This window comes from Salinigranum sp. (assembly GCF_041641895.1).
GTDB lineage: Archaea > Halobacteriota > Halobacteria > Halobacteriales > Haloferacaceae > Salinigranum.
In genome coordinates this window covers 41,475-64,711 of record NZ_JBEPXO010000008.1, presented here as the reverse complement: position 1 = coordinate 64,711, position 23,237 = coordinate 41,475, and the positions used below count along the sequence as shown (strand labels likewise).

At 68.6% G+C, this 23,237-nt stretch carries 24 protein-coding genes; 14 read left to right on the top strand and 10 right to left on the bottom strand.

Annotated elements, in window-relative coordinates; genetic code table 11:
- A partial coding sequence (gene thsA, locus ACESK5_RS03080; protein WP_372910079.1) for a thermosome subunit alpha occupies positions 1–1,440 on the top strand: 1,440 nt, incomplete at its 5' end.
- 128 nt (positions 1,441–1,568) lie between these two features.
- Here thsA and ACESK5_RS03075 read toward each other — a convergent pair.
- From ACESK5_RS03075 to ACESK5_RS03065, 3 genes are all read right to left on the bottom strand, one after another.
- A complete protein-coding gene (locus tag ACESK5_RS03075) occupies positions 1,569–1,871 on the bottom strand; it encodes a hypothetical protein (protein WP_372910078.1) in 303 nt (100 codons plus the stop codon).
- A 207-nt stretch (positions 1,872–2,078) separates the two neighbouring features.
- Positions 2,079–2,855, bottom strand: a complete 777-nt coding sequence (locus ACESK5_RS03070) for an S-adenosyl-l-methionine hydroxide adenosyltransferase family protein (protein ID WP_372910077.1) — start codon at positions 2,853–2,855, stop codon at positions 2,079–2,081.
- Between the two features lies 1 nt (position 2,856).
- Complete coding sequence (locus ACESK5_RS03065) at positions 2,857–3,393, bottom strand: nicotinamide-nucleotide adenylyltransferase (protein WP_372910076.1); 537 nt, start codon at positions 3,391–3,393, stop codon at positions 2,857–2,859.
- Positions 3,394–3,559: 166 nt separating this feature from the next.
- Between ACESK5_RS03065 and lonB the strand changes: the two genes are divergently transcribed.
- Both lonB and ACESK5_RS03055 read left to right on the top strand, forming a co-directional pair.
- Positions 3,560–5,713: an ATP-dependent protease LonB gene (lonB, locus tag ACESK5_RS03060; protein ID WP_372910075.1), complete on the top strand. Its 2,154-nt coding sequence runs from the start codon at positions 3,560–3,562 to the stop codon at positions 5,711–5,713.
- The gene (locus ACESK5_RS03055) at positions 5,714–6,535 is read left to right on the top strand and encodes a lysostaphin resistance A-like protein (RefSeq protein WP_372910074.1); all 822 of its coding nucleotides are present in this window, start codon (positions 5,714–5,716) and stop codon (positions 6,533–6,535) included.
- 183 nt (positions 6,536–6,718) lie between these two features.
- On the opposite strand, the gene ACESK5_RS03050 is transcribed toward ACESK5_RS03055, so the two are convergent.
- Complete coding sequence (locus tag ACESK5_RS03050; protein WP_372910073.1) at positions 6,719–7,180, bottom strand: methylated-DNA--[protein]-cysteine S-methyltransferase; 462 nt, start codon at positions 7,178–7,180, stop codon at positions 6,719–6,721.
- 116 nt (positions 7,181–7,296) lie between these two features.
- On the opposite strand from ACESK5_RS03050, the gene trpC reads away from it, so the two are divergent.
- The 8 genes from trpC to ACESK5_RS03010 all read left to right on the top strand — a co-directional run bounded on the left by trpC (position 7,297) and on the right by ACESK5_RS03010 (position 14,153).
- On the top strand, positions 7,297–8,100 hold the full coding sequence (trpC, locus tag ACESK5_RS03045) for an indole-3-glycerol phosphate synthase (protein WP_372910072.1): 804 nt from the start codon (positions 7,297–7,299) through the stop codon (positions 8,098–8,100).
- Positions 8,097–9,341: a tryptophan synthase subunit beta gene (gene trpB / locus ACESK5_RS03040; RefSeq protein ID WP_372910071.1), complete on the top strand. Its 1,245-nt coding sequence runs from the start codon at positions 8,097–8,099 to the stop codon at positions 9,339–9,341. The genes trpC and trpB overlap by 4 nt, the downstream gene beginning before the upstream one ends.
- On the top strand, positions 9,341–10,195 hold the full coding sequence (trpA, locus tag ACESK5_RS03035) for a tryptophan synthase subunit alpha (RefSeq protein WP_372910070.1): 855 nt from the start codon (positions 9,341–9,343) through the stop codon (positions 10,193–10,195). The genes trpB and trpA overlap by 1 nt, the downstream gene beginning before the upstream one ends.
- A gap of 33 nt (positions 10,196–10,228) precedes the next feature.
- Positions 10,229–11,047, top strand: coding sequence for a 2-amino-3,7-dideoxy-D-threo-hept-6-ulosonate synthase (locus ACESK5_RS03030; RefSeq protein WP_372910069.1), 819 nt, complete (start codon positions 10,229–10,231; stop codon positions 11,045–11,047).
- Between the two features lie 180 nt (positions 11,048–11,227).
- Entirely contained in the window at positions 11,228–11,725 is a 498-nt protein-coding gene (locus tag ACESK5_RS03025) for a type IV pilin (RefSeq protein ID WP_372910068.1), read from the top strand.
- Positions 11,726–11,801: 76 nt separating this feature from the next.
- A complete protein-coding gene (locus ACESK5_RS03020; protein WP_372910067.1) occupies positions 11,802–12,590 on the top strand; it encodes an SDR family NAD(P)-dependent oxidoreductase in 789 nt (262 codons plus the stop codon).
- A complete protein-coding gene (locus ACESK5_RS03015; protein ID WP_372910066.1) occupies positions 12,590–12,847 on the top strand; it encodes a hypothetical protein in 258 nt (85 codons plus the stop codon). The genes ACESK5_RS03020 and ACESK5_RS03015 overlap by 1 nt, the downstream gene beginning before the upstream one ends.
- A 118-nt stretch (positions 12,848–12,965) precedes the next feature.
- Complete coding sequence (locus ACESK5_RS03010) at positions 12,966–14,153, top strand: 3-dehydroquinate synthase II (RefSeq protein ID WP_372910065.1); 1,188 nt, start codon at positions 12,966–12,968, stop codon at positions 14,151–14,153.
- Positions 14,154–14,168: 15 nt separating this feature from the next.
- Here the strand turns inward: ACESK5_RS03010 and ACESK5_RS03005 are convergent, their stop codons facing one another.
- From ACESK5_RS03005 to ACESK5_RS02995, 3 genes are all read right to left on the bottom strand, one after another.
- Positions 14,169–14,657 (bottom strand): zinc ribbon domain-containing protein, encoded by a 489-nt coding sequence (locus tag ACESK5_RS03005; protein ID WP_372910064.1) that lies wholly within the window; start codon positions 14,655–14,657, stop codon positions 14,169–14,171.
- 161 nt (positions 14,658–14,818) lie between these two features.
- A complete protein-coding gene (locus tag ACESK5_RS03000) occupies positions 14,819–15,850 on the bottom strand; it encodes a site-specific DNA-methyltransferase (protein ID WP_372910063.1) in 1,032 nt (343 codons plus the stop codon).
- Between the two features lie 125 nt (positions 15,851–15,975).
- A complete protein-coding gene (locus tag ACESK5_RS02995) occupies positions 15,976–16,962 on the bottom strand; it encodes a transcription initiation factor IIB family protein (protein ID WP_372910062.1) in 987 nt (328 codons plus the stop codon).
- Between the two features lie 267 nt (positions 16,963–17,229).
- Here ACESK5_RS02995 and ACESK5_RS02990 point away from each other — a divergent pair, with 267 nt between their 5' ends.
- Entirely contained in the window at positions 17,230–17,841 is a 612-nt protein-coding gene (locus tag ACESK5_RS02990; protein WP_372910061.1) for a DUF84 family protein, read from the top strand.
- Positions 17,842–17,844: 3 nt separating this feature from the next.
- Here the strand turns inward: ACESK5_RS02990 and ACESK5_RS02985 are convergent, their stop codons facing one another.
- Positions 17,845–19,659, bottom strand: a complete 1,815-nt coding sequence (locus tag ACESK5_RS02985) for a flippase-like domain-containing protein (RefSeq protein ID WP_372910060.1) — start codon at positions 19,657–19,659, stop codon at positions 17,845–17,847.
- A 249-nt stretch (positions 19,660–19,908) separates the two neighbouring features.
- Here ACESK5_RS02985 and ACESK5_RS02980 point away from each other — a divergent pair, with 249 nt between their 5' ends.
- Entirely contained in the window at positions 19,909–20,145 is a 237-nt protein-coding gene (locus ACESK5_RS02980) for a hypothetical protein (RefSeq protein ID WP_372910059.1), read from the top strand.
- A 96-nt stretch (positions 20,146–20,241) separates the two neighbouring features.
- Here ACESK5_RS02980 and ACESK5_RS02975 read toward each other — a convergent pair whose 3' ends face one another.
- Both ACESK5_RS02975 and ACESK5_RS02970 read right to left on the bottom strand, forming a co-directional pair.
- Positions 20,242–20,871 carry a winged helix-turn-helix transcriptional regulator gene (locus tag ACESK5_RS02975; RefSeq protein WP_372910058.1) on the bottom strand — a complete coding sequence of 210 codons (630 nt, stop codon included), beginning with the start codon at positions 20,869–20,871 and terminating at the stop codon, positions 20,242–20,244.
- Between the two features lie 120 nt (positions 20,872–20,991).
- Positions 20,992–22,218: an SPFH domain-containing protein gene (locus ACESK5_RS02970; protein WP_372910057.1), complete on the bottom strand. Its 1,227-nt coding sequence runs from the start codon at positions 22,216–22,218 to the stop codon at positions 20,992–20,994.
- A 137-nt stretch (positions 22,219–22,355) separates the two neighbouring features.
- On the opposite strand from ACESK5_RS02970, the gene nth reads away from it, so the two are divergent.
- On the top strand, positions 22,356–23,177 hold the full coding sequence (gene nth, locus ACESK5_RS02965) for an endonuclease III (RefSeq protein ID WP_372910056.1): 822 nt from the start codon (positions 22,356–22,358) through the stop codon (positions 23,175–23,177).
- Positions 23,178–23,237: the final 60 nt, after the last annotated feature.

Sequence of the window (23,237 nt, the reverse complement as noted above, 5' to 3'; positions counted from 1 at the left end):
CCCCGCGGGATGGACAAGATGCTCGTCGACTCCTCGGGCGAGGTTGTCATCACCAACGACGGGGCGACCATCCTCAACGAGATGGACATCGAGCACCCTGCTGCACAGATGATCGTCGAAGTCGCCGAGACCCAGGAGGACGAGGTGGGCGACGGCACCACGACCGCCGCCGTCCTGACGGGCGAACTCCTCGCGAAGGCCGAGAACCTGCTCGACGACGACATCCACCCGACGGTCATCGTCGAGGGGTACACCGAGGCCGCCCGCCTCGCGCAGGACGCCATCGACGCGCAGGTGCTCGACGTCGACCTCGACGACGACCTGCTCGTGAAAGTCGCCGAGTCCTCGATGACCGGCAAGGGCACCGGCGACGTCACCGCCGACGTCCTCGCAGGGCACGTCGTCCGCGCGGTGCGGATGGTGTACGACGACGCCGAGCGGTTCGACCGCGACGACATCAACGTCCACACCCGAACGGGCGCCTCCTCGTCGGCGACCGAACTCGTCGAGGGTGTCATCATCGACAAGGACCCCGTCAACGACGAGATGCCCCGCTCCGTCGAGGACGCCACCGTCGCCGTCGTCGACGTGAAACTCGACGTCCGCAAGGCCGAGGCCGACACCGAGTACAACATCTCCTCGGTGGAGCAGCTCACCGCGGCGCTCGACGCCGAGGAGTCCGAACTCCGCTCGTACGCCACCTCGCTGAAAGAAGCCGGCGTGGACGTCGTGTTCTGCACGAAGTCCATCTCCGACCGCGTCGCGAGCTACCTCGCCAAGGAGGGAATCCTCGCGTTCAAGAGCGTGAAGAAGTCCGACGCGCGCCGTATCGCCAACGCGACGGGCGCGAAGCGGCTCGGAAGCGTGACCGACATCGACACCGACGACTTCGGCCACGCCGAGCGCATCTCCATCGAGAAGTTCGGCGAGGACGAACTCACGTTCGTTGAGGGCGGCGCCGCCTCGCGCTCCGTGACCCTCCTCCTGCGCGGCGGCACCGAACACGTCGTCGACGAACTCGAACGCGCCATCAACGACGCCATCGACGTCACCATCGCCGCGCTCGACAAGGGCGGCGTCGTCCCCGGTGCGGGCTGCACCGAAGTCGCCATCGCCGACCACCTCCGCTCCGAGGCGGCAGGCATCGAGGGTCGCAAGCAGCTCGCGGTCGAGGCGTTCGCGGACGCCGTCGAGGCGCTCCCACGCACGCTCGCGGAGAACGTCGGGATGGACCCCATTGACGCGCTGGTCGACCTGCGCTCGAAGTACGAGAGCGAGGGCCGCGCGGGCGTCATCGCCACCGGCCGCTTCGGTGAGATCGGCGACCCCGTCGAGCACGGCGTGCTCGACCCCGCCGCGGTGAAGCGCGAGGCCGTCGAGAGCGCCACGGAGGCCGCGACGATGATCCTCCGCATCGACGACGTCATCGCCGCCGAGTAACTCCCCTCTCGGTCACTTCGCGCGTTCTTCACGGGCGGTCCCCACGTCGAGCCGTGACTGTCTACAGTGGCTGAAGAACGTCGGGGTGATTGTCGTTCACTCGGCTCGGTCGTTTCTGTGCCCCCCGTTCAACCTCTCGTGACGGCCCCAGCGGTCGACGCCGTGAACGAACTCGAGACCCTGGCACACCCTTCGGTGCACGCGACGAGCGCGTCGCCCGCGAAGAGGTTGCTGCAGTGCACCACACACCGCTCGTCATCGTCGATACTGGCCATCGTGCCGGGACCGACGAGCATCGCGTACAGGACGCGTCCGTCGCTGAGGCCGAGCCTCCTGGCGACACGGTTCAGGTCCGCTCGCGTAGTCGAGAGTTCGATTTCCCTCGGCAGTTCCGAGACTCCCTCGTCGGCCGAGTAATTCTCGTCTGACATTCCTCACCGACTTCGGCCTCTCTCGAAGCCGGATACTGTTCGCTCGCGACATATCCGTTTGCCAGTCGTCGCCGGTGCCGCCGTACGTCCGCGTATGGCCGTCGGCTCGTCGGTCGAACGTCGGCGGACCGGGCGCTCTCTCGCGTGTCCGCCCGTGTGCTCCACTCGTGGACTCGGGAGAGGAGTCGACCGTCGGTCACAGACTCGCTACGCGACCCGCTCGAACCGGACCTCGTCCCCGACTGCGAGGCCGAACGCCTCGTCGCCCCGGCCCTGGTTCACGTCGCACTCGACGAACGCGTGGCTCCCGACGGTGACGAGTCGCTCCCCGACCGCGACGGACGCGAACGAGTCGCCCACCGGGGCCTCCCGGCCGTTCACCCGCACCCGCTCTGCGTCGTCGAGGAACGCCCCCGGGACGTTCGTGATGGCGTTGCCGAAGTCGTCGACGACGAGCACCTCGCCGCGAGCGACCGCCCCGTCACGTGTCTTCGCGACCGTCGCCTCGGGGAGCGTCAAGTCGACGTACTCGTCGGTCGGTGAAACGCGGTCGAGTGTCTCTATCTCGGCGACGCGGACGTCGTGGACGGCCGCGGCGGCGGGGGCGAACACGTCGCGGCCGTGGAAGGTGTTCGAGGCCGGGTCGTCGTAGTCGTAGACGAACGCCTCGACCGACGACCCGCCAGCGAGCGCCCGTGCCGCCGGGAGGGCGACGCCGTTGTCGGGGGCGACGAGCGCGTGGTCGCCCGCGCGAACGACGAGTGCGGCCCGGTCGGTGCCGACGCCGGGGTCGACGACGAGGAGGTGGGTCGCGGGGGGGAACTCCGGGAGGACGAACCGGGTCCAGAAGGCGGCGGCGCGGACGTCCTGTCGGGGGAGGTCGTGGGCGACGTCGACCAGTCGAACCTGGGGGTCGGCCGAGAGCAGGACACCGCGCATCGCCGCGGGGTACGGCGAGCCGAAGTCGGAACTGAGCGTGATCATCTCACTCGGGGTCGCTCGTCGCGTCGCCGCCGTTCGAGTCGCTCTCGGAGACGCGCTGGATGCGCTCGATGCCGTCGATCTCCTCGACGATGTCGACGACCGGGTCGGGGACCAGCGGGCGCCAGTCCCCGTTCGAGAGCATCCGCTCTCTGAGTTCGGTCCCCTCGAGGACGTCGCGGTTGAACATCGGCGACTGGCGCACCTCGACGCCCGCCTCCCGGAACAGCTGAATGACGAGCGGATTGTTCGAGTACGCCACGTCGAACGTCGGCGACATCGACTGGACGTGGCTCACCCACACCGAGTTCCGGTCGAGGTCCTCGATGGGGACGGCGTAGCTGACGATGTCGAACTCGGCGACGGACTTGGTGACCATCATCACCCGCTCGCCGGCGGTGAAGGGGTTCCGCGGCGAGTGGGAGTCGCCCGCAGAGCCGATGCCGAGCACGAGCTCGTCGACCTCCCGCGCGATCTCCTCGACCATCCTGTGGTGGCCGTTGTGGTACGGCTGGAACCGTCCGATGTAGAACCCCCGCATGGGGGAGTGATTCACGGGCACCTTTTATAAAGCCCACGAGTCGGCTCAGACGCCGTATTTCCGTCGTAGAGCCAGTCTACGTGTGGGTTTGGCTGATGCGATTCGGGCGCCACCGGGGAGAAAGTATATCAGTCGCGCACCCCTGTTTCAGAGTAGCAACGCTTCTATGAGCAACGACATGGAATCTGACGAAACTCCCCCGGAACGAGGGAGTGAAGACCACCCCGACTCGCCCCCCTCCGAAGGGACGTCGCGCGACTCCCCCGACCGGGAGGAGCCCACAGACCGCGGTGGTGCGGACGCCCCACGGCGCGAGCACGGGAACGGGTCGGACGAGAGAGACAGAGAGACCGTCGACGACCTCGACGACCTCGGGAGCGCCGTCGACGTCGAAGTCGACGGGGAAGCCACCATCGAGGAGAACCCTTCCGAGGACGACCTCCTCGGCGGACTCCGAATCGGCTCGACGCAAGAAATCGAGGTACCTGACCGCCTCGTCGACCAGGTCATCGGACAGGAACACGCCCGAGACGTCATCCTGAAGGCCGCGAAGCAGCGCCGTCACGTGATGATGATCGGGTCGCCGGGGACCGGGAAGTCGATGCTGGCGAAGGCGATGTCGGAGCTCCTCCCGAAGGAGGAACTGCAGGACGTCCTCGTCTACCACAACCCCGACGACGGGAACAAGCCCAAGGTGCGGACGGTCCCGTCCGGCAAGGGCGACCAGATCGTCGAGGCGCACAAGGAGGAGGCGCGCAAGCGGAACCAGATGCGCTCCTTCCTGATGTGGATCATCATCGCCATCGTCCTCGGCTACTCGCTCATCATCGCCGGACAGATTCTGCTCGGCATCCTCGCGGCGGGTATCATCTACCTCGCGTTCCGCTACGGGTCGCGGAGCGGCGACGCGATGATTCCGAACCTCATCGTCAACAACAACGACCAGACGACCGCGCCGTTCGAGGACGCGACGGGCGCGCACGCCGGCGCGCTGCTCGGCGACGTCCGCCACGACCCGTTCCAGTCCGGCGGGATGGAGACGCCGAGCCACGACCGCGTCGAACCCGGCGCCATCCACAAGGCGAACAAGGGTGTGCTGTTCATCGACGAGATCAACACCCTCGACATCCGGTCCCAGCAGCACCTGATGACGGCCATCCAGGAGGGTGAGTTCGGTATCACGGGCCAGTCCGAGCGCTCCTCGGGCGCGATGGTCCAGACCGAACCCGTCCCGACGGACTTCGTCATGGTCGCCGCCGGGAACCTCGACGCGATGGAGAACATGCACCCGGCCCTCCGCTCGCGAATCAAGGGCTACGGGTACGAGGTGTACATGGACGACACCATCGAGGACTCCCCCGAGATGCGGCGCAAGTACGCGCGGTTCGTCGCCCAGGAGGTCGCGAAGGACGGCCGCCTGCCGCACTTCACCGCCAACGCCGTCGAGGAGGTCATCCTCGAGGCCCGCCGTCGTGCGGGTCGGAAGGGTCACCTCACCCTCGAGTTCCGGAACCTCGGTGGGCTCGTCCGCGTCGCGGGCGACATCGCCCGTTCGGAGGACGCCGAGAACACGACGCGCGACCACGTCCTCCAGGCGAAGGGTCGCGCCCGCTCCATCGAGCAGCAGATCGCCGACGAGTACATCCAGCGGCGCAAGGACTACGAGCTCTCCGTCAACGAGGGCTTCGTCACCGGCCGTGTCAACGGCCTCGCCGTCATGGGACAGGACTCCGGCATCATGCTCCCCGTCATGGCCGAGGTGACGCCCTCGCAGGGTCCCGGCCAGGTCATCGCCACGGGCCAGCTGAAGGAGATGGCCGAGGAGTCGGTCCAGAACGTCTCCGCCATCATCAAGAAGTTCTCCGACCAGGACCTCTCGGAGATGGACGTCCACGTGCAGTTCGTCCAGACCGGCCAGCAGGGCGTCGACGGCGACTCCGCCTCCATCACGGTGGCGACGGCTGTCATCTCGGCGCTGGAGGACATCCCCGTCGACCAGGCGCTCGCGATGACCGGGTCGCTCTCGGTCCGCGGCGACGTCCTCCCCGTCGGCGGCGTGACGCACAAGATCGAAGCCGCCGCGAAGGCCGGCTGCGAACGGGTCATCATCCCCGCGGCGAACGAGCAGGACGTGATGATCGAAGACGAGTACAAGGAGATGATCGAGATCATCCCGGTCTCGCACATCAGCGAGGTGCTCGACGTCGCCCTCGAAGGCGAACCCGAGAAGGACTCGCTGGTCGACCGGCTCAAGACCATCACCGGCTCTGCGCTCCCGAAGAAGGGCGTCCGCGGCCCCTCGAGCCCGAGCCCGCAGTAGATGCCCGACTGGGCGACGTTCGCTGGCTTCGCGGGCGTCGTCCTCGCCCTGCTTCTCCTCCTCGCCCACGCGTCGAAGGCCGCCGTGAGCGACGACGCCGTCTCGCGGACCGACCGGCCGCGGCCCCGGCCGGGGTCGGTCGACCCGGCCGTCGCGGAGGTCCACGTGTCGCTCTCGAACCGCGTCGTCGACCCGCCGACATCCGACGACTGGGCCGACGGGACACGCGCGACGCCGCAGCTCTCGACGATGGCGCTCCTCGCTAACGTCGCCGTCTCACAGGGTGCGTTCGGACTCTTGCTCCTCGCCGGTGCCTGGTTCACCCAGATACCGACCGCGGCGTTCGGCGTCTCGGAGCCGGTGCTCTCGGCGTCGACACTCGGCGTGGGGGTCCTGCTGGGAACCGCGCTCTACGTGGCCAACGAGGTCGGTGCGTCCGTCGGAGACAGACTCGGCATCGGTGCCGACGAGGGGCTTCGCGAGGCACTCGCCCCCGACACCATCGGCGGCTGGGCCGTCCTCTTGCTCCTCGTCCTCCCCGTCATCGCGGGGTTCGAAGAACTCCTCTTCCGCGGCGTGCTCGTCGGCGTCTTCTCCGTGGGGTTCGGCGTCTCGCCGTGGCTCCTCGCCGGGCTCTCGTCCGTCGCCTTCGCTCTCGGCCACGGCGCACAGGGGCCTGCCGGCGTCGTCGTCACCGGCGTCCTCGGGTTCGTCCTGGCGGCCGCGTTCGTCCTCACCGGCAGCCTCCTCGTCGTCGTCGTCGCCCACTACCTGGTGAACGCGCTGGAGTTTCTCGTCCACGAGGGCGTCGGCGTCGACTAGGCGTGGTACGCGGAGTGGAGAACAGTTGCCACGTCCGAAATAGGACAGGGTGCTAACGGACGATAGCAGCGGCTCCGAGAGGGGGTGTCGTCGCGTCGCGGCCCGTCCCGGAGTCGGTCTCAGCGCATACGACCGGTGGCCCCGGTCTCACGGAAGAACCTTCGCTCACGTCGAGTGAGGGCGTCAGGACGACTCGAGCGAGCGGAACAGCCGAGCCACCCGTTCCGGCGTCGCACCTGTCCCCTCGACCCGGTGGTCGGGGACGAACAGCGGGACGGGGTTCTCACGGAGCGCCGTCTCGACGGTCCGGCGGTCCTCGTCGTCCTCCGGGTCGAAACCGGCGATGCGGGCGAGTCGCTCGACGGAGACGGTCTCCCCGTACGGAACGTTCCGCACCGCCTCGAGCACCGACCGCTGCGCCGTCGGCACCGTGAGCGCCACCGGGACGTCGTCGAAGTGGTCGTGCTCGCCGGCCAGATACGCCGCGACACGGTCGAGGAGCGGGTGGTCGCTCGCGGCGTCGTCGGGGACGTCGTCGGGGAACGAGACGCCGACGACGCGGCCGCTCGCGACGCCGAGTTCGACCACACAGTCGTCGAACGCACGGGCGAAGATACCCGCGTCCGTCGCTGCATCCGGGTCCATACCACAGCGTCGACACCGGAGTGTCTTCAACCCCGTCTTCCTCGTGGCGCTCCCGGTCCGTCCCGTCGCCGCGTCCCGCAAGCCTTATGAACAAATCAGTCCATCAGTGTACACTGATGAACGATACTGGCGAGGAGATGGCTCCCGCGGTGCGCTCGATTCTCGAGGCCGCGCGGGAGCGTTCCGGGGGGACCGACCGCCTCTCCGTCGAGGCGCGGTCGTTCCCCGACGCGGTCACGGCTGCCGAGGCGGCGGGACGGGTCCCGATCGTCGCGGAGGTGAAGCCGACGAGTCCGACCACCGACGGACACGTCGAGACCGACCCGGTCGAGGTGGCCCGCGAGATGGTCGCTGGCGGCGCGACAGCGCTCTCGGTGCTGACCGAACCGGCCCACTTCGGTGGCTCTCCCGACGCGCTCCGGCGGGTCCGTGACGCAGTGGACGTCCCCGTCCTCCGGAAGGATTTCCTCCTGCAAGAGGCTCAACTCGACGTCGTCGAGGCCGACCTCGTCCTGCTCATCGCACGATTCCTCGGTGAGGACCTCTCGGCGATGGTCGACGCGGCGACGGCTCGAGGGTTCCAGCCGCTGGTCGAGGTTCACTCGCGCGCGGAACTCCGCGACGCGCTCGACGCGGGTGCGGAACTCGTCGGCGTGAACAACCGGGACCTCGCGCGTCTCGAGGTCGACCTGGGGACCTTCGAACGGGTGGCACACGAAGTACCCGACGACGTGACCCTCCTCGCCGAGAGCGGCGTGACGACTGCGGCGGACGCTCGACGGATGCGGCGGGCCGGCGCCGACGCGCTCCTCATCGGTAGTGCCATCATGGACGGTGACGTGAGAACGAACACGGAACGGTTCGTCCGCAGCGAGCGGACGGACGCGACAGAGACGACAGACACCGAGACGACACAATGAGCACGGACACGAACGGGAAGTTCGGCGACTACGGTGGACAGTACGTGCCGGAGGCGTTGATGCCGGCCATCGAAGAACTCACAGACGCGTACGAGCGGTACGTCCTTGAGAACGAGGACGGCTTCATGGACGAGTTCCGGGCGCGACTGCGCGACTTCGGCGGGCGGCCGACACCGCTCCAGCGGGCCGACCGACTCTCCGAGCGTTACGGGACGGAGGTGTATCTCAAGCGCGAGGACCTCCTCCACGGCGGAGCGCACAAACTCAACAACGCCCTCGGACAGGTGCTCCTCGCGAAGTACATGGGCAAGGAGCGCATCATCGCCGAGACCGGTGCCGGCCAGCACGGGACGGCGACGGCGATGGCCGCCGCCCACCTCGACATGCCCTGTGAAATCTACATGGGCAAACGCGACATCAACCGCCAGCGGCCCAACGTCTTCCGGATGCGCATCAACGGCGCCGAGGTCAACCCCGTGACCGTGGGCCGGGGCACCCTGAAGGAGGCAATCTCCGAGACGATGCGCGACTGGGCCACGACGGTGGAGACGACCCACTACGTCATCGGGAGCGTGGTCGGTCCGCACCCGTTCCCCTCGATGGTGCGGGACTTCCAGGCGGTCATCAGCGAGGAGGTCCGCCGGCAGGTCCGCGACCAGGCCGGTCGCCTCCCCGACTCGGTGATGACGTGCGCCGGCGGCGGTTCGAACACGATGGGACTGTTCGCTCACTTCGTCGACGACGAGGAGGTGACGCTGTTCGCCGTCGAAGCCGGCGGCTCCTCCCTCGAGGTGGACGAGGAGGCGGGCGTCGCGCCCAACTCCGCGTCGCTGTCGACGGGACACGAGGGCGTCCTCCACGGCGCCCGGACGAAGCTCCTGCAGGACTCCAGCGGACAGATCATGGAGTCGCACTCCGTCTCGTCGGGACTCGACTACGCGGGCGTCGGGCCGGAACTCGCCCACCTCGTCGACATCGGCCGCGTCACGCCGGTGAACGTCGACGACGACGCCGCGCTCGAGGGGTTCCACCGCCTCTCACAGACCGAGGGTATCATCCCGGCGCTGGAGACTGCACACGCGTTCGGCTTCCTCGAGGAACACGCCGACCGGGTCGGCGACCTCACCGTCGTGAACGTCTCGGGGCGCGGCGACAAGGACCTGGAGACGGTCATCGAGGAGACGGCTGAGCGCGACGTCCCGAACGCGCCGGATATGGACATGTTCGTCGGGGGGCTGTGATGTCGGGTATCGAGGACGCCTTCGCGGACGGCCCCGCGTTCATCCCGTATCTCGCGGCGGGCGACCCCGACTACGAGCGCTCCGTCGAGTACGTCGAGGCGCTCGCGCGCGGCGGCGCGGACATCATCGAACTCGGCCTGCCGTTCTCGGAGCCCATCGCCGAGGGGCCGACCATCCAGCAGGCCATCGTCCGGTCGCTCGACGGAGGGATGACGCCGACGCGGTTCTTCGAGTTCGTCGAGGAGCTAGACGTCGACGTGCCGCTCGTCTGCATGACCTACTACAACCTCATCTACCAGTTCGGGAGACACGAGACTGGCGCCCCCGGCCCGCGCGCGTTCGTCGAACGCGCCGCCGAGGCGGGTCTCGAGGGGTTCGTCGTCCCGGACCTCCCGGCGGAGGAAGCCGACGACCTGCGCGCGGCGTGCGACGAGTTCGGTCTCGACCTGATATTCATCGTCGCGCCGACCACGAGAGGCGACAGACTCCGCCGCATCATGGAGCAGGTGTCGGGCTACGTCTACGTCCAGGCGCGCCTCGGGGTGACGGGCGCGCGCGACGACGTCTCCTCACAGACCAACGAGTCGCTCGCCCGCCTCACCGAGTGGGACGTCCCGAAGGCCGTCGGCTTCGGCATCAAGACCGGCGAGCACGCCGAACGCGTCGTTCGTGCCGGCGCCGATGGTGTCATCGTCGGCTCCGCGCTCGTCGACATCGTGGCCGGGGGGTACGAGAACGACGCACCGGCCGCGGAGACGGCCCGTCGTCTCGAAGAGAAGGCGCGCGAGTTGAAAGCGGGTGCGCGCAGGGGCCGAGAAACCGCGCAATCGAAACCGCAAACGGAACGCACATAACCACCGATTGCCACAGATTCTCACACTACAACCATGGACGCCGGAATCACTGCACGACTCGACCGCATCTCGACACGGGGCAAGTACCTCATCGTCCCGATGGACCACGGCATCACGCTCGGAGCGATCAAGGGACTGAAAGACATCGAAGCGACTATCGACAGCATCACGCGCGGCGGCGCCGACGCCGTCCTGACGCAGAAGGGCATCGCCCCGCGCGTCCACCCGAACAAGAACGGGGCGGGCTACATCGTCCACCTGAACGCCTCCACCAGCGTCGGCCCGGACTCGAACGACAAACGCCACACGGGCACGGTGAAGGAGGCGCTCCGCGCCGGCGCGGACGCCGTCTCGTTCCACATCAACGTCGGCTCGAACTACGAACCCGACCAGATATCGGAACTCGCGCGCGTCACCGAAGTCGCGAGCGAGTACGGGGTACCCGTCCTCGCGATGGCGTACGCCCGCGGCGCCAACCTCGGCGGGGAGGACCCCGAACACGACGCGGAGTATCTCGGCCACGCCGTCCGCCTCGCGGAGGAACTCGGCGCGGAGGTCGTCAAGACCGCGTACAGCGGCGACGCCGACTCCTTCCGCCACGTCGTCGAGTCCACCCGCCTGCCGGTGGTCATCGCCGGGGGCGCGAAGGGAACCAACCGACAGACCGTCCAGAACGTCCGCGGGGCGATGGACGGCGGTGCCGCCGGCGTCTCGATGGGCCGCTCCATCTTCCAGCACGACGACCCCGAGGCGATTACGCGCGCCGTCTCGGCCATCATCCACGACGACGCCTCGGCGGACGAGGCGCTCGACGTCGCCGACCTGTCGGAAGAGGCCGGCGCCGAGGCGTAGACGACCGGGCTCGACCCCTCCCCTGCCCGCGCGGCGTCGCCTCGACGGCAACTCGGAATCACGCCTGATTCCTCCGCAGTCATCTTTTTACCGATTGGTTACCGACGCGGTCCACCGACGGTCACCGAGCGGACGGGTCGAGTCGAGGGCGGTCCGGTCGCCGGTGGGTTCGTCGCACCAATGAATCTCGGAACCTTCCTCGGAGAGAGACGCGCCGTCTCGCCAGTCATCGGGGTCGTCCTGATGGTCGCCATCACAGTCGTCCTCGCGGCCGTCATCGGGACGTTCGTGCTGGGACTCGGTGACCAGGTCTCCGAGTCGGCGCCACAGGCACAGTTCTCGTTCGAGTTCAACGGGTCGACGGGGCTGAACGTCACGCACGAGGGTGGGGACGCCGTCCGGGCCGACGAACTGAACGTCTCGAGTTCGGTCTCCATCGGCATTTCGAGCGACGGCGCCTCCTACGGCGACCCGAACGGCGTCGGCGCCCTCGACGACGCCGACCCTACCAGCGCGGGCCTCACCGAGACCAACGCGTTCGCGTCCGGGACCACCGTCGACGCCGGGACGACCATCTACGTCGCGACGAGCGAGACGTTCGTCGGCACGACCGTCCGCGTGGTCTGGTCGAGTCCGAACTCGGACGTGACGGCGACTGTCGCGCGCTGGGAGCACTGACCGGCCGACCGGTCCGTCCCCGTCACCCCTCCCCGACACCGTTCCTTTTGTCGCGGCTCGCCGTAGCGAGAGACACATGTCTCAGCTCTCGTACGACTACGCGGACACGACAGTCGTCGTCACCGGTGGCTCCTCGGGAATCGGCCGTGCCGTCGCCCGGCGGTTCGGCGAGGCGGGTGCCACCGTCGTCAACGCCGACGTCCGCCCCGACCCGAAGGACCCCGACGCGGAGCGCCCGACGCACGAACTCGTCGACCAGGCCGGTGGCGTGGGCCGGTACGTCGGGACGGACGTCTCCGCCGTCGAGGACATCGAAACCGTGGTCGACGTCGCGGGCGAGTTCGGCGGCGTCGACGTCATGGTGAACAACGCGGGCATCTTCCGCCCGGGGAACATCCTCGACCTCGACCCCGACGACTTCGACCGTCTCCACGAGGTCAACGCGAAGGGCGTCTTCTACGGGACGCAGGTCGCGGCGCAGGACATGATCGACCGCGGTGTCGAGGGGTGTATCGTCAACACGGCCTCCATCAGCGCGGAACTCGCCCAGTTCGACCACGTGCAGTACGACTCGACGAAGGGAGGTGTGAAGATGATCACGCGGGGGGCGGCGCTCGAACTCGCGGACCACGGCATCCGCGTCAACGCCGTCGCCCCGGGACACGTCGCCACCGAAATCAGCGAGGGGTGGTCCGAGAGCGCCCCCCGGGAGGTCCGCGCCGGCGAGGTCATTAAACACGTTCCGCTCGGTCGGGCCGCCGACCCCGAAGACGTCGCCGGTGCGTACCTCTTCCTCGCGAGCGACGACGCCGGCTACGTGACGGGCGAGACGCTGTGGGTCGACGGCGGTCTCCAGGTGTTCTGATGCGCCAGCGCGCGTCGACACCACTCCCGCCGCCGGTGCGGGACACCGACTGGGACGAGTACGCCGTCGTGGACATAGCCGACTTCCTCCCGGCGACGACCACGCGGTTCGAGGACGACCTGCTCCGCACCGAGGTGTACCGCTACCGGGAGGCGGCCCCGCCGCTCTCGGTGTACGAGAACGGCGAACGGGCGTACCGCGTCACGTGCGTCACCCGGCCGCTGGTCGAACGACTCACCGGTGGCCCGGTGGCGTAGCCCGGGACTCCCGCTGGCCCGGTGGTGTAGCCCGGGACTCCCGCTGGACACCGCCCGCGTGGCACCGCTGGATGTCGGATTCGCCACGTTCAAGCCCGCCCATCGAGTGGCTTCTGCCATGACACGGAGCGTCTGGCTCAAAGCCGACGACAGCGTCGGCGACTGGGAGGCGAGGAAACGGCGCATCACCGCCGGTCTGGAGGCCGGTGTCGACTGGGTGCTCGTCGACGAGAGCGACGTCGGCCGCGTGCGTGACCTCGGGAGCGTGAAGGTGGCGGCGTTCAGAACCGACACGGACGTCCACGTGATGGACGCCGAGGGTGACGACGAGACGCCGCCCGAGGCGGATGCGTACTTCGTCGGCAAGGACTCGGAGGGCGACGGAACCGTCGACCTCCCGAACGACTTCTCGGGGTCGGCGGACCTCACGGCGCTCCGCCGGACCGACCACCACGCGCAGGGGGCGTACGTGCGCATCCTCTCGAAGGAGTACGAGACGTTCGCCGAGGAGGCCGCCCGCGAGGCCGACCACACCATCGTCGTCGGCGAGGACTGGACCATCATCCCGCTGGAGAACCTCATCGCCCGCATCGGCGACGAGACTGAACTCGTCGCGGGCGTCACGACCGCCGAGGAAGCCAAAACGGCGTTCGAGACGCTCGAACAGGGCGCCGACTCCGTCCTCATCGACAGCGACGACCCCGACGAGATTCGCCGGACGTGTGAGGTGCGCGACGCCGCCGAGCGGGAACACCTCGACCTGCAGTGGGCCGAGGTGACGACCATCGAGCCGACCGGGATGGCCGACCGCGTCTGCGTCGACACCGGGTCGCTCATGGACCACGACGAGGGGATGCTCGTCGGGTCGATGTCGCGGGGGCTGTTCTTCGTCCACGCCGAGACGGCCGAGTCGCCGTACGTCGCCTCCCGCCCGTTCCGGGTGAACGCCGGGGCCGTCCACGCGTACGTGCGCGCTCCCGACGGCGGGACGCGCTACCTCGCCGAACTCCAGAGCGGCGACGAGGTGCAGGTCGTCGACGCGGACGGGAACACCCGCGAGGCCATCGTCGGCCGCTGCAAAATCGAGAAGCGGCCTATGTTCCGCGTGCAGGCACGGCTCGAAACCGCAGACGGTGAGGACCGCATCGAGACGCTCCTCCAGAACGCCGAGACCATCAAGGTCCACACCCGCGAGGGCCGGAAAGCCGTGACGGACCTCGAAGCCGGCGACGAGGTGCTCGTGTACTACGAGGACACCGCCCGACACTTCGGCGAGGCGGTCGAGGAGTCAATCATCGAGAAGTGAGGGAGCCGTCGACGGCTACTGCCGCGAGCCGTGGTCGTGGCTCGCGGGGCGCGGTTCGGCCGTCTCCGTCTCTGCCGGCGCCGTCTCGAACCGTCCCGTACACCACTGACAGAAGTCGAGTTCGGGATCGACCTCCTGTCCGCAGTACGGACACGACGGCCCCGCGTTCTCGCCGACGCTCCGCTTCGCGAGTGCGAGGCGGTACGCGTCGACGACACTCAGCACGAGCAGGACGAGCAGCGGCCCCGTGACGGCCGAGGGGAGCGCCGAGGCGGTGGCCAGAACCGCCGAGACGGTCATCGGCGACGACTCCGACCCGGCGATGGTCGCGGGGTCGGTGAACACCGAGAGCAACACCAGTTCGGCGCCGAGGACGAAGGTGAACCACGCGACTGCGCGTCGCCACTCGCGGAGGTACGCGTGACCGGTCCCGGCGACGCCGACAGTCGCGCCGAGAATCGCGACGAGAGCCGCGACGAACGCGCGGCGGCGTGAGTTCGACATTGCGTCTCTCAGAGAGAGGACGCTCCGCCCGCTTAAGTGTCCGGATACGGTGTCAGCCGCCCGTCGTCCCCGTGTCTGTCTCTCGTCTGCCGTCGCCCCCTGGGCTCCGGCGGGCCGCCGTCGGTCGTCTCGTCCCTCCCGACGGGCTCGACGCGTCCCCGTCACCGTGGCTCGTACGACACGACGTATCGTCGTTCCCCTGGCTCGCTCCCGGTCGACTCGACGCCCGTCACGTCGTAGAAGCGGACGTGGCGCTCCTGTTTCGTCACGACCGGGAAGTCGTAGTGGACGGCTTCGTACGCGAACGGTTCGTCGCGCTCGCGGACGAACGCCCGGTGTCGTTCGAGGCGTGCGTCGAGTCGCCGGGTGGCCCGCGCGGGCACGTCGTCGAGGCGGGCGTCGACCCCGTCCAGCAGGTCGGCCTCGAGTTCCGTTCCGACGGAGTCGCGCCCGGCGAGCATCGCCGCCAGCGTCGTCGTTCCCGTCCCGACGAACGGGTCGTAGACGCGGTCACCGTACGTCGAGTACATCCGGACGAGTCTGAGCGGCAGGTCGAGCGGGAACGACCCGGCCCGGTCGCGGCCGTCGCCCTCCCGCGCCTGCGACGTTCCGGGGAGTTCCCAGAGGTCGGAGAACCAGCGGTTGCGCTCCTCCCAGAAGAAGGCGCTCTCGTAGCGCGACTCGTCCTTCGGCGGGAACCGTCTCCGTGACCCCTTCCGGAAGACGAGGACGTGTTCGTGTTCGAGCGTGACGTACGCGTTCGTCGGGAGCATCCCCGACCCCATGAACTTCGTCAGCCGGTTGGTCGGCTTCCGCCAGAGCACGGTCGGCAGGGACGTGAAGCCCCGCTCGCGGAACGCCTGCGTCACCCGCGCGTGGTTCGGGTAACACTGGAACGCTCCGCCCAGCGACCGGGTGGCGTCGCCGACGTTCACGCAGGCGACGCCGCCCGGTCGGAGGACGCGTTCGACCTCGTCCCACACCGCGTCGAGGAGCGCGTGCATCGCGTCGAACGCGTCGTCCCCTCGTTCCGCGTCGAGCGCCCGCTCGACAGCGGGTGACTGGGCGGCGAACTGCTCGTCCCACATCTCGATCATCGGGTACGGCGGCGAGGTGACGACGAGGTCGACGCTCTCGTCGACCAGTGTCGACGCCCGACTGTCGCCGACGCGCAGGACGTGCTCGGTCCGCATCGGCCGATGGACGGCGGCGGGACTAGTAGGCTTTTGGGTCGACGGCCGACGGTAGGTACTCGCGGCCGGGACCGACGGGGAGACATCGACGGCGTGTCGCCCTGTGTGGTGACCCGTGCGGCGACTCAGGCCAGTCCGATCTGTTCTTCGGCTTCCAGCAGTTCGTGGTACCGGTTCCGGATGGTCACCTCGGAGATGTCGGCGACTTCGCTGACGGCGGCCTGCGTCGTCTTCTCGTTGGTCAGGAGGGAGGCGGCGTACACTGCGGCGGCCGCGAGGCCGACCGGGGACTTGCCCGAGTGGACGCCCTGCTCCTTGGCGTTCTGCAGGAGCTGGCGGGCGCGCATCTTCGACTCGTCGGAGAGGCCCAGTTCAGAGGCGAACCGGGGGACGTACTGTTCGGGGTCGGCGGGTTTGACCTCGAGGGAGAGTTCGCGGGAGACGTAGCGGTAGGTGCGGGCGACCTCGCTCTTCTCGACGCGGGAGACCTCGGCGATTTCGTCCAGCGACCGCGGGACGCCGGCCATCCGCGCGGCGGCGTACGTACATGCGGTCGAGACGCCCTCGATGGAGCGGCCGGGGAGGAGGTCCTCGCCGAGGGCACGGCGGTAGATGACCGACGCCGTCTCGCGGACGTTGTCCGGGAGGCCGAGGGCGCTCGCCATGCGGTCGATTTCGCCGAGTGCCTGCTTGAGGTTGCGCTCTTTCGAGTCCCGCGTGCGGAACCGCTCGTTCCACTTGCGGAGGCGCTGCATCTTCTGGCGCTGGCGCGCGCCCAGCGAGTTGCCGTACGCGTCCTTGTCGCGCCAGTCGATGTTCGTCGACAAACCCTTGTCGTGCATCGTGTTCGTGGTCGGCGCGCCGACGCGGGATTTCTGGTCCTTCTCGCGGGCGTCGAACGCGCGCCACTCGGGGCCGCGGTCGACCGAGTCGGCGGTGATGACCAGCCCACACTCCTCGCACACGGTCTCGCCGTGCTCGTCGTCGGTGACGACATTCCCCGAGCACTCGGGGCAGGTCAGTTCGTCACCGGTCGTCTCGGTCTCGGTCTCGCTCGTTCGCTCGCGCGGTGCGCCTCGCAGCCGTGTTCGTCCGTATGATTTCTCGCTCATGGATACGACGGCAGGTGCTCCCGGCGTCCGTGGCGTCCGCGAAAAGGCCGGAGCAGTCTGTTAACTCGACGACGGAGCGGTATTATATAAACTTGTCGCATCTCGTTCGTATCTCTGTGAGAATCGCCCCGAATCGACCGATCACGACACGTGTTACCGCACATTTATATATTGCACTCGGCCGACGGGTTCGGTCGGTCGACGGTCCCGTCACCGGATCCGGGAGGGAACGTGTCGGTTTTACCACTCGCCGCCGCAGCGTCGGGTATGCGAATCGTGGTCGGTAGCGGGAACCCGGTGAAACGCGACGCGACGGCGCGGGTGTTCGACGGCGCGACGGTCGAGGCGCGCGTCATCGACTCCGGCGTGAGCGAACAGCCGTTCAGCCACGCCGAGACGCGTCGGGGAGCAGTCACACGGGCGCGACGCGCCTTCGAGAGCGACGGCCACGCAGTGCCCGACGACGGGGAAGCGGGGTACGACCTCGCGGTGGGTATCGAGGGCGGGGTGGCCCCCGTCGGGGAGGCAGTCGACGGCGCGGGCGAGGCGCTCGGCACCGACGCCGACCCCCTCGCTCCCGACGTCGAACTCGTCGGCGGCGGCCTCGCGCTCGTCATGTGGGCCGCGGTGACCGATGGGGAGCGACTCGCCTGCGGTGGGGGCCCGACCCTCCCGCTCCCCGACGCTGTCGCCGCCCGACTCCGTGCGGGTGAGGAACTCGGCCCCGTGATGGACGACGTACTCGGCACCGACGACGTGGCGAAGAAGCAGGGGGCGGCCGGGGCCTTCACTGCCGGCCGACTGACGCGGACCGACGCACTCGAGGCGGCGGTGGCAGCGGCGGCCGGGCCGTTCCTAAGCGACCACTACCGGGGCTAGTCGTCAGTCGTCCTGGACGGCGTCGACGTCGACGTCGCTTCCGCCGGGGCCCTGGTCGACGGCAGTCGTCAACGAGACGTTGAGCGCCAGCATCGACGCGACGCCGCCGACGACGGTGACGAGGTTCTTGACCGCGTGGTCCAGGACGGCGGCACCGAGTGCGAGCGGGTAGCCGACGCCGGTGAGACCGACCACCAGCAGGGTGAACGCGCCCTCGTAGAGGCCGACGCCACCGGGCGAGAGTGGGAGGACCTTCGCGAGGTTGCCGACGCTGACGGCGAAGAAGCCGACGGAGACGAGTGTCACGAACCCCATCCCGGGGTCGAAGGCCCGCAGGACCAGTACCGCGGTCACGACGTCGAGCGTCCAGATACAGAGGCTCGAGAGGCCGATGCGACCGAACCCCCCGCGCGTTCCCGCGACGCGCTGGACGTCGCCGACGAACTGTTCGACCACGTCCGCGACGTACTCGGCGTACGAGTCGGTCGAGACCCGGTGGACGGCCCGGCGGACGAAGTTCGTCCCCGACCGGGCCGACGCGACGATGGCGGCGACGGCGACGATGGCGCCGAGACCGACGGCCGTCGCGACGCCCACCGCGACGCGTCCGGCACCCTCCGCTCCCGTGACGGTCCGGGCGAGTTCGGCCGTCTGCCCCGTCACCGTGTAGCCGATGAGGACGATGCCCGCGAGGAGCGTGATGGTCAGGAGGTCGAACACGCGCTCCACCGCGAGCGAGGCGAACCCCGACGGGTAGGGAATCCCCCGGCGCATCTTGACGACGTAGGCCCGGACGGCGTCGCCGGCTCGGGCGGGGAAGACGAGGTTCCCCGTCTGCGAGATGAACACCGCCCCCGTCAGGAACCCCACGCTGGTTCGGTACCCCTGTTCGGCGAGGATGTCGCGGTACCGGAGGCCACGGAGCGGCCACGAGAGGACGTAGACGAGTGCGCCCACGAGGACCAGCACGGGGTCGGCCTGCCGCATCTCGGTCACGACCGCCCCGAAGTCGATGTACTGCGTCATCAACACCAGCGCGAGCAGGGTCAACACTCCGCCGGCGGTCAGCGTCACGCGCCGGGTGACCCTCGGTTGCACCGTCAGTTGCCACCACGTGCGGAGGATCTGTGACCCCATCCCGAACACGTCGCGGACGAGGTCGACCTTCGTGTCGCCCCTCGGCGTCCACTCGACCGGGAACTCCGCGACCCGGAACCCCTCTCGCTGGGCGCGGACGAGCATCTCGGTGTCCCAGAACCAGTGGCTGTCCTCCACCTGCGTCGAGAGCACCTCGAACGCCTCCCGGGAGAACGCTTTGAAGCCACACTGGTGGTCCCGCAGTCCGGAACGGAGGAAGATGCGGACGAGCGCGTTGTACCCCCGCGAGGGGACGCCCCGTTTCGCCGGCCGGTCCGCGACCCGTCCCGGAAGCCACCGCGACCCGGTGGCGACGTCGTACTCGCCGGAACGGACCCGCTCGACGAGCTCTTCGAGGTGCTGGAGGTCCGTCGCCAGATCGGTGTCGAAGTAGACGAGCACCTCGCCGTCGGCGGCTCCGAAGGCGCGCTCGAGCGCGCCGCCGCGACCCAGTCGCTCGTCGCTGTGGACGTGCCGGACCCGGGGGTCCGACTCGGCGAGTCGAGCAGCGATGTCGGGGGTGCGGTCGTCACAGCCGTCCTCGGCGACGACCACCTCGTACCCGCCGTCGAGGAAGCCCTCGAGCGTCTCGAGCGTCTTCTGGACCGTCGCCTCGATGCTGTCCTCCTCGTTGTACGCTGGAAGGACGACGCTCACCTCGACCGACGCCGCGGTCCCCATTTGCGCTCAGTCACCCGCGCGCGGACAAGAACTTTCTGACTCGGTACGTCCTCCGTCGACCGTCTGTACCCGTCCGGTGACTCTCTCATCGACGAGACGCTCGGGACGCCGAGAGGGTTAGGCGACCGTACCCCACACCCCTGTCGCTGACCCGGTTCGCTCCCCGCCCGACGATGAAAACCGCCAGACAGCGGCGTGTTAACCGCGTGTACCAAACCCCCTATGGGGAACGAGCCCCACAGGGGAGTTATGAGCACGACCCAGGCCGCGACCGACCTCTCGACGAAACAGCAGCGCATCCTCCAGTACCTCCGCACCAACGCCGGCGACCAGACCTACTTCAAGTCCCGACTCATCGCGAAGGACCTCGGCCTCTCCGCGAAGGAGGTGGGCGCGAACATGCGTGCCATCCTCGACGGCGACTTCGACGTCACGGTGGAGAAGTGGGGGTACTCGTCGGGAACGACCTGGAAGGTCACGCGGTAACGCCCGGCCCCAGACTGCGGTGAGCGACCGCTCCGACTCACGTGCTCTTGCGACTCTTCTCTGTCGAGCGTCCCCGCCCGCTCCCGACGCGAACGGTCACGCTCGTGGTTCGAACCGGATGAAGTCGGCCGCTTCGGCGGCGAAGGCGACGGCGTCCTCGCCGAACGACTCCGCGAACCGAATCAGGAGCGTCAGGACCGTCTCGGGGTTCCGGACGGCGTAGCCGTCGGTCCGCGAGAGCAGGCCCGCGGCGTCGAGTTCCTTCGCCGTCGTGCTGACCGTCGCTCGCGAGACGTCGAGCGAGTCGGCGATGTCGCTCCCCGTCGCCGTCGGGTCGCGCAGGAGCGCCAGCAGGACGCCGCGGGCGGTTCCGCGCCGGAGATACCCCAGCGTGACCTGCTCGAAGTCGGAGAACTGTCCGGCGGCGAAGTAGCGCCGGTAGTCGCCGTCTTTCCGGGTCTCGACGGCGCCGGCGTCGACCAGCCGTCGAAGGTGGTGCTGTGTCTCGCCCGTGCCGAGTTTGAGGTCGTCGCGGACCTTCGAGAAGTGTGCGCCGGGCGTCGTCGCGAGGTAGCCGCGAATCGCCGCCCGCGTCTCGCTCGTCCCGGTGTCGGCGTCCGCGTCGGACCGGCTGCCGAGGCCGACCAGTGGCGTCGCCGTCCCGAGTGCGGCGAAGCGACGGAGCGTCGCCCGCTTCTCCTCGTCGACACCGGGCTGGTCGGCCATGTTTCGACTACTGATAGGCGAGTTCTCGATGAAAAGGCTTCGGGCTCGGCTCTCAGCGACGAGATTTTGTATGTCTGTTTGACAAGAACGTCGTCGAGTCGAGAACGTTGGCGTCGGGGGTCAGGACTCGAGGTTCGTGTCGAACTCCATCTCCTCGTCGTCACCCTCGTCCGGTGCGCCGCCGTCGGTGTCGACTTCGGTGATGGCCTCCTCCTCGGTCGTCGCCGACCCTTCGTCGGCCTCGGCGACCACCTCGTCGGCGCTCTTGATGTCGGCGTCGACGTTGCCGGCCTTGATGGCCTCCGCCTCCTTCTCCATCTGCTCGACGTCCATCTCGGCGGCCTCGTCGATCTGACCGAGTATCTCGTCGATGTCGTCGAGGCCGAGCATCTGTCTCGTCTCCTCGTCGAAGTCCAGACTGTCGAGACCGGCCTGCTCCTGCACGTCACTGTTCGTCAACTGCTTGCCGTAGCGGCCCAGGAGCGAGGAGAGTTCCTGCGGCAGGACGAACGTCGTCGACTCTCCCTCGCCAATCTTCTCCAGCGTCTCCATCCCCTTGTCGATGATGGCACGCTCGCCCATCGACTCGGCGGATTTGGCGCGGAGCACGGTCGAGATGGCGTCACCCTGTGCTTCGAGGATCTGCGACTGCTTCTTGCCCTGGGCGCGGATGATGTTCGATTGCTTCTCACCCTCGGCGGTCTCGACGGCGGAGCGCCGTTCACCCTGCGCCTCCAGAATCATCGCTCGGCGACGGCGTTCGGCGGACGTCTGCTGCTCCATCGCCTGCTGGACGTCGGGACTCGGGTTCACCTCTCGGACCTCGACCGACTCGACCCGGACGCCCCACTCGTCGGTCGGTTCGTCCAGTTCCTTGCGGATGCGGGCGTTGATCTCCTGGCGCTTGTTGAGCGTGTCGTCCAGTTCCATGTCGCCCAGCACTGCCCGCAGGGTGGTCTGGGCGAGGTTCGAGACGGCCTTCTTGTAGTCGTCGACCTCGAGGAACGCCTTCCGCGCGTCCATCACCTTGATGTAGACGACGGCGTCGGCGGTGACGGGGGAGTTGTCGCGCGTGATGGCTTCCTGCCTGGGGACGTCGAGCGTCTGCGTCCGCATGTCGAACGCGTACGTCCGCGAGACGAACGGCGGGATGAAGTTGATACCCGGTTCGAGGAGCTTTCGGTACTCACCGAACACGGTCAGCGCCTTCTTCTCGTACGCGTCGACGATCTCGACCATCGACCACACCGTGGCGATGGCGAGGACGAGGACGAGGATGCCGACGGCGGCGACGCCCAGTCCCAGTCCTAGCTGGAGGGGGACCACTGCGAGTGCTTCGAGGGCCATACCGAACCTTGGGGCGGTCCGGGCAAAAGGGTTCTCCCGGTGAGAGGTGTCGAGGAGCGGGTTCAGTGGGTGGCTGGACTACTCGGCGGACGGGACAGCCGTCACACTTTGCACCACCGAGTCCTACCCCTCGACCGATGACCGAGAAGCGAGACGAACCCGCCGAGAACATCAGCGGTGGGGTGCAGGGCGGCGGCGCGTTCGCGACGTTCGACGCCGACGCGGAGGGCGAACCGAGTACGCGCGCGGAGGCCGTCGTCGACGAACTGGGCGCGATGTACTGGCGGAAAGCCTACGGCGGACAGGACGGGTTCGAGTGCCTCGTGCGGACCATCCTGAGCCAGAACACCTCCGACAAGGCGAGCCAGCCCGCTCACGACAGCCTCGTGACGCGCTACGGACCCGCCGACGAACTGGCGGAGAACCTCGCGGCGGCGCCACAGGACGAACTCGCCGAGACCATCTCCTCGGCGGGGCTGTACAACCAGAAGTCGGAGGTCATCGTCCGGACGGCGGCGTGGGTGCTCGACGAGTACGGTTCGACCGAGGCGTTCGACCGGTTCGTCCGCGAGAGCGACCCGGGCGTGGTGCGCGAGACGCTCCTCTCGCTGAAGGGCGTCGGTCCCAAGACTGCCGACTGCGTCCTCCTCTTCGCGGGGGGGCGCGGCGGCGTCTTCCCCGTCGACACCCACGTCCACCGCATCGCCCGACGGATGGGGTTGGCACCGCCCGACGCCGACCACGAGGACGTCCGCGAACACCTGGAGCGGGACGTCCCCGCCGAGAAGTGCGGCTTCGGCCACACCGCGATGATCCAGTTCGGACGGGAGTACTGCTCGGCCCGGAAGCCGGCGTGTCTCGACGGCCCCGAGGCGTGTCCGCTCTACGACCACTGCGAGCGGGTCGGCATCGACGAACTCGCGGGCGACGTCGTCGACCCTGCAGCGGTCGTCGACTGAGTCCCGCCGTCGACTCGCCCTCAGTCGCTCGACGCACGCCGGACGCACCCGGTCCCACCG

Coding starts and splice junctions, on each gene's coding strand:
- ACESK5_RS02980 (WP_372910059.1), top strand. CDS start 19,909: ATGAGCACGACCCAGGCCGCGACCGACCTCTCGACGAAACAGCAGCGC.
- ACESK5_RS02985 (WP_372910060.1), bottom strand. CDS start 19,659: ATGGGGACCGCGGCGTCGGTCGAGGTGAGCGTCGTCCTTCCAGCGTAC.
- ACESK5_RS03065 (WP_372910076.1), bottom strand. CDS start 3,393: ATGCGGGGGTTCTACATCGGACGGTTCCAGCCGTACCACAACGGCCAC.
- ACESK5_RS02975 (WP_372910058.1), bottom strand. CDS start 20,871: ATGGCCGACCAGCCCGGTGTCGACGAGGAGAAGCGGGCGACGCTCCGT.
- ACESK5_RS02990 (WP_372910061.1), top strand. CDS start 17,230: ATGCGAATCGTGGTCGGTAGCGGGAACCCGGTGAAACGCGACGCGACG.
- ACESK5_RS03025 (WP_372910068.1), top strand. CDS start 11,228: ATGAATCTCGGAACCTTCCTCGGAGAGAGACGCGCCGTCTCGCCAGTC.
- ACESK5_RS03020 (WP_372910067.1), top strand. CDS start 11,802: ATGTCTCAGCTCTCGTACGACTACGCGGACACGACAGTCGTCGTCACC.
- ACESK5_RS03030 (WP_372910069.1), top strand. CDS start 10,229: ATGGACGCCGGAATCACTGCACGACTCGACCGCATCTCGACACGGGGC.
- ACESK5_RS03010 (WP_372910065.1), top strand. CDS start 12,966: ATGACACGGAGCGTCTGGCTCAAAGCCGACGACAGCGTCGGCGACTGG.
- trpC (WP_372910072.1), top strand. CDS start 7,297: ATGAACGATACTGGCGAGGAGATGGCTCCCGCGGTGCGCTCGATTCTC.
- ACESK5_RS03070 (WP_372910077.1), bottom strand. CDS start 2,855: ATGATCACGCTCAGTTCCGACTTCGGCTCGCCGTACCCCGCGGCGATG.
- ACESK5_RS03005 (WP_372910064.1), bottom strand. CDS start 14,657: ATGTCGAACTCACGCCGCCGCGCGTTCGTCGCGGCTCTCGTCGCGATT.
- ACESK5_RS03000 (WP_372910063.1), bottom strand. CDS start 15,850: ATGCGGACCGAGCACGTCCTGCGCGTCGGCGACAGTCGGGCGTCGACA.
- ACESK5_RS02970 (WP_372910057.1), bottom strand. CDS start 22,218: ATGGCCCTCGAAGCACTCGCAGTGGTCCCCCTCCAGCTAGGACTGGGA.
- ACESK5_RS02995 (WP_372910062.1), bottom strand. CDS start 16,962: ATGAGCGAGAAATCATACGGACGAACACGGCTGCGAGGCGCACCGCGC.
- ACESK5_RS03050 (WP_372910073.1), bottom strand. CDS start 7,180: ATGGACCCGGATGCAGCGACGGACGCGGGTATCTTCGCCCGTGCGTTC.
- ACESK5_RS03055 (WP_372910074.1), top strand. CDS start 5,714: ATGCCCGACTGGGCGACGTTCGCTGGCTTCGCGGGCGTCGTCCTCGCC.
- ACESK5_RS03015 (WP_372910066.1), top strand. CDS start 12,590: ATGCGCCAGCGCGCGTCGACACCACTCCCGCCGCCGGTGCGGGACACC.
- ACESK5_RS03075 (WP_372910078.1), bottom strand. CDS start 1,871: ATGTCAGACGAGAATTACTCGGCCGACGAGGGAGTCTCGGAACTGCCG.
- lonB (WP_372910075.1), top strand. CDS start 3,560: ATGAGCAACGACATGGAATCTGACGAAACTCCCCCGGAACGAGGGAGT.
- nth (WP_372910056.1), top strand. CDS start 22,356: ATGACCGAGAAGCGAGACGAACCCGCCGAGAACATCAGCGGTGGGGTG.
- trpB (WP_372910071.1), top strand. CDS start 8,097: ATGAGCACGGACACGAACGGGAAGTTCGGCGACTACGGTGGACAGTAC.
- trpA (WP_372910070.1), top strand. CDS start 9,341: ATGTCGGGTATCGAGGACGCCTTCGCGGACGGCCCCGCGTTCATCCCG.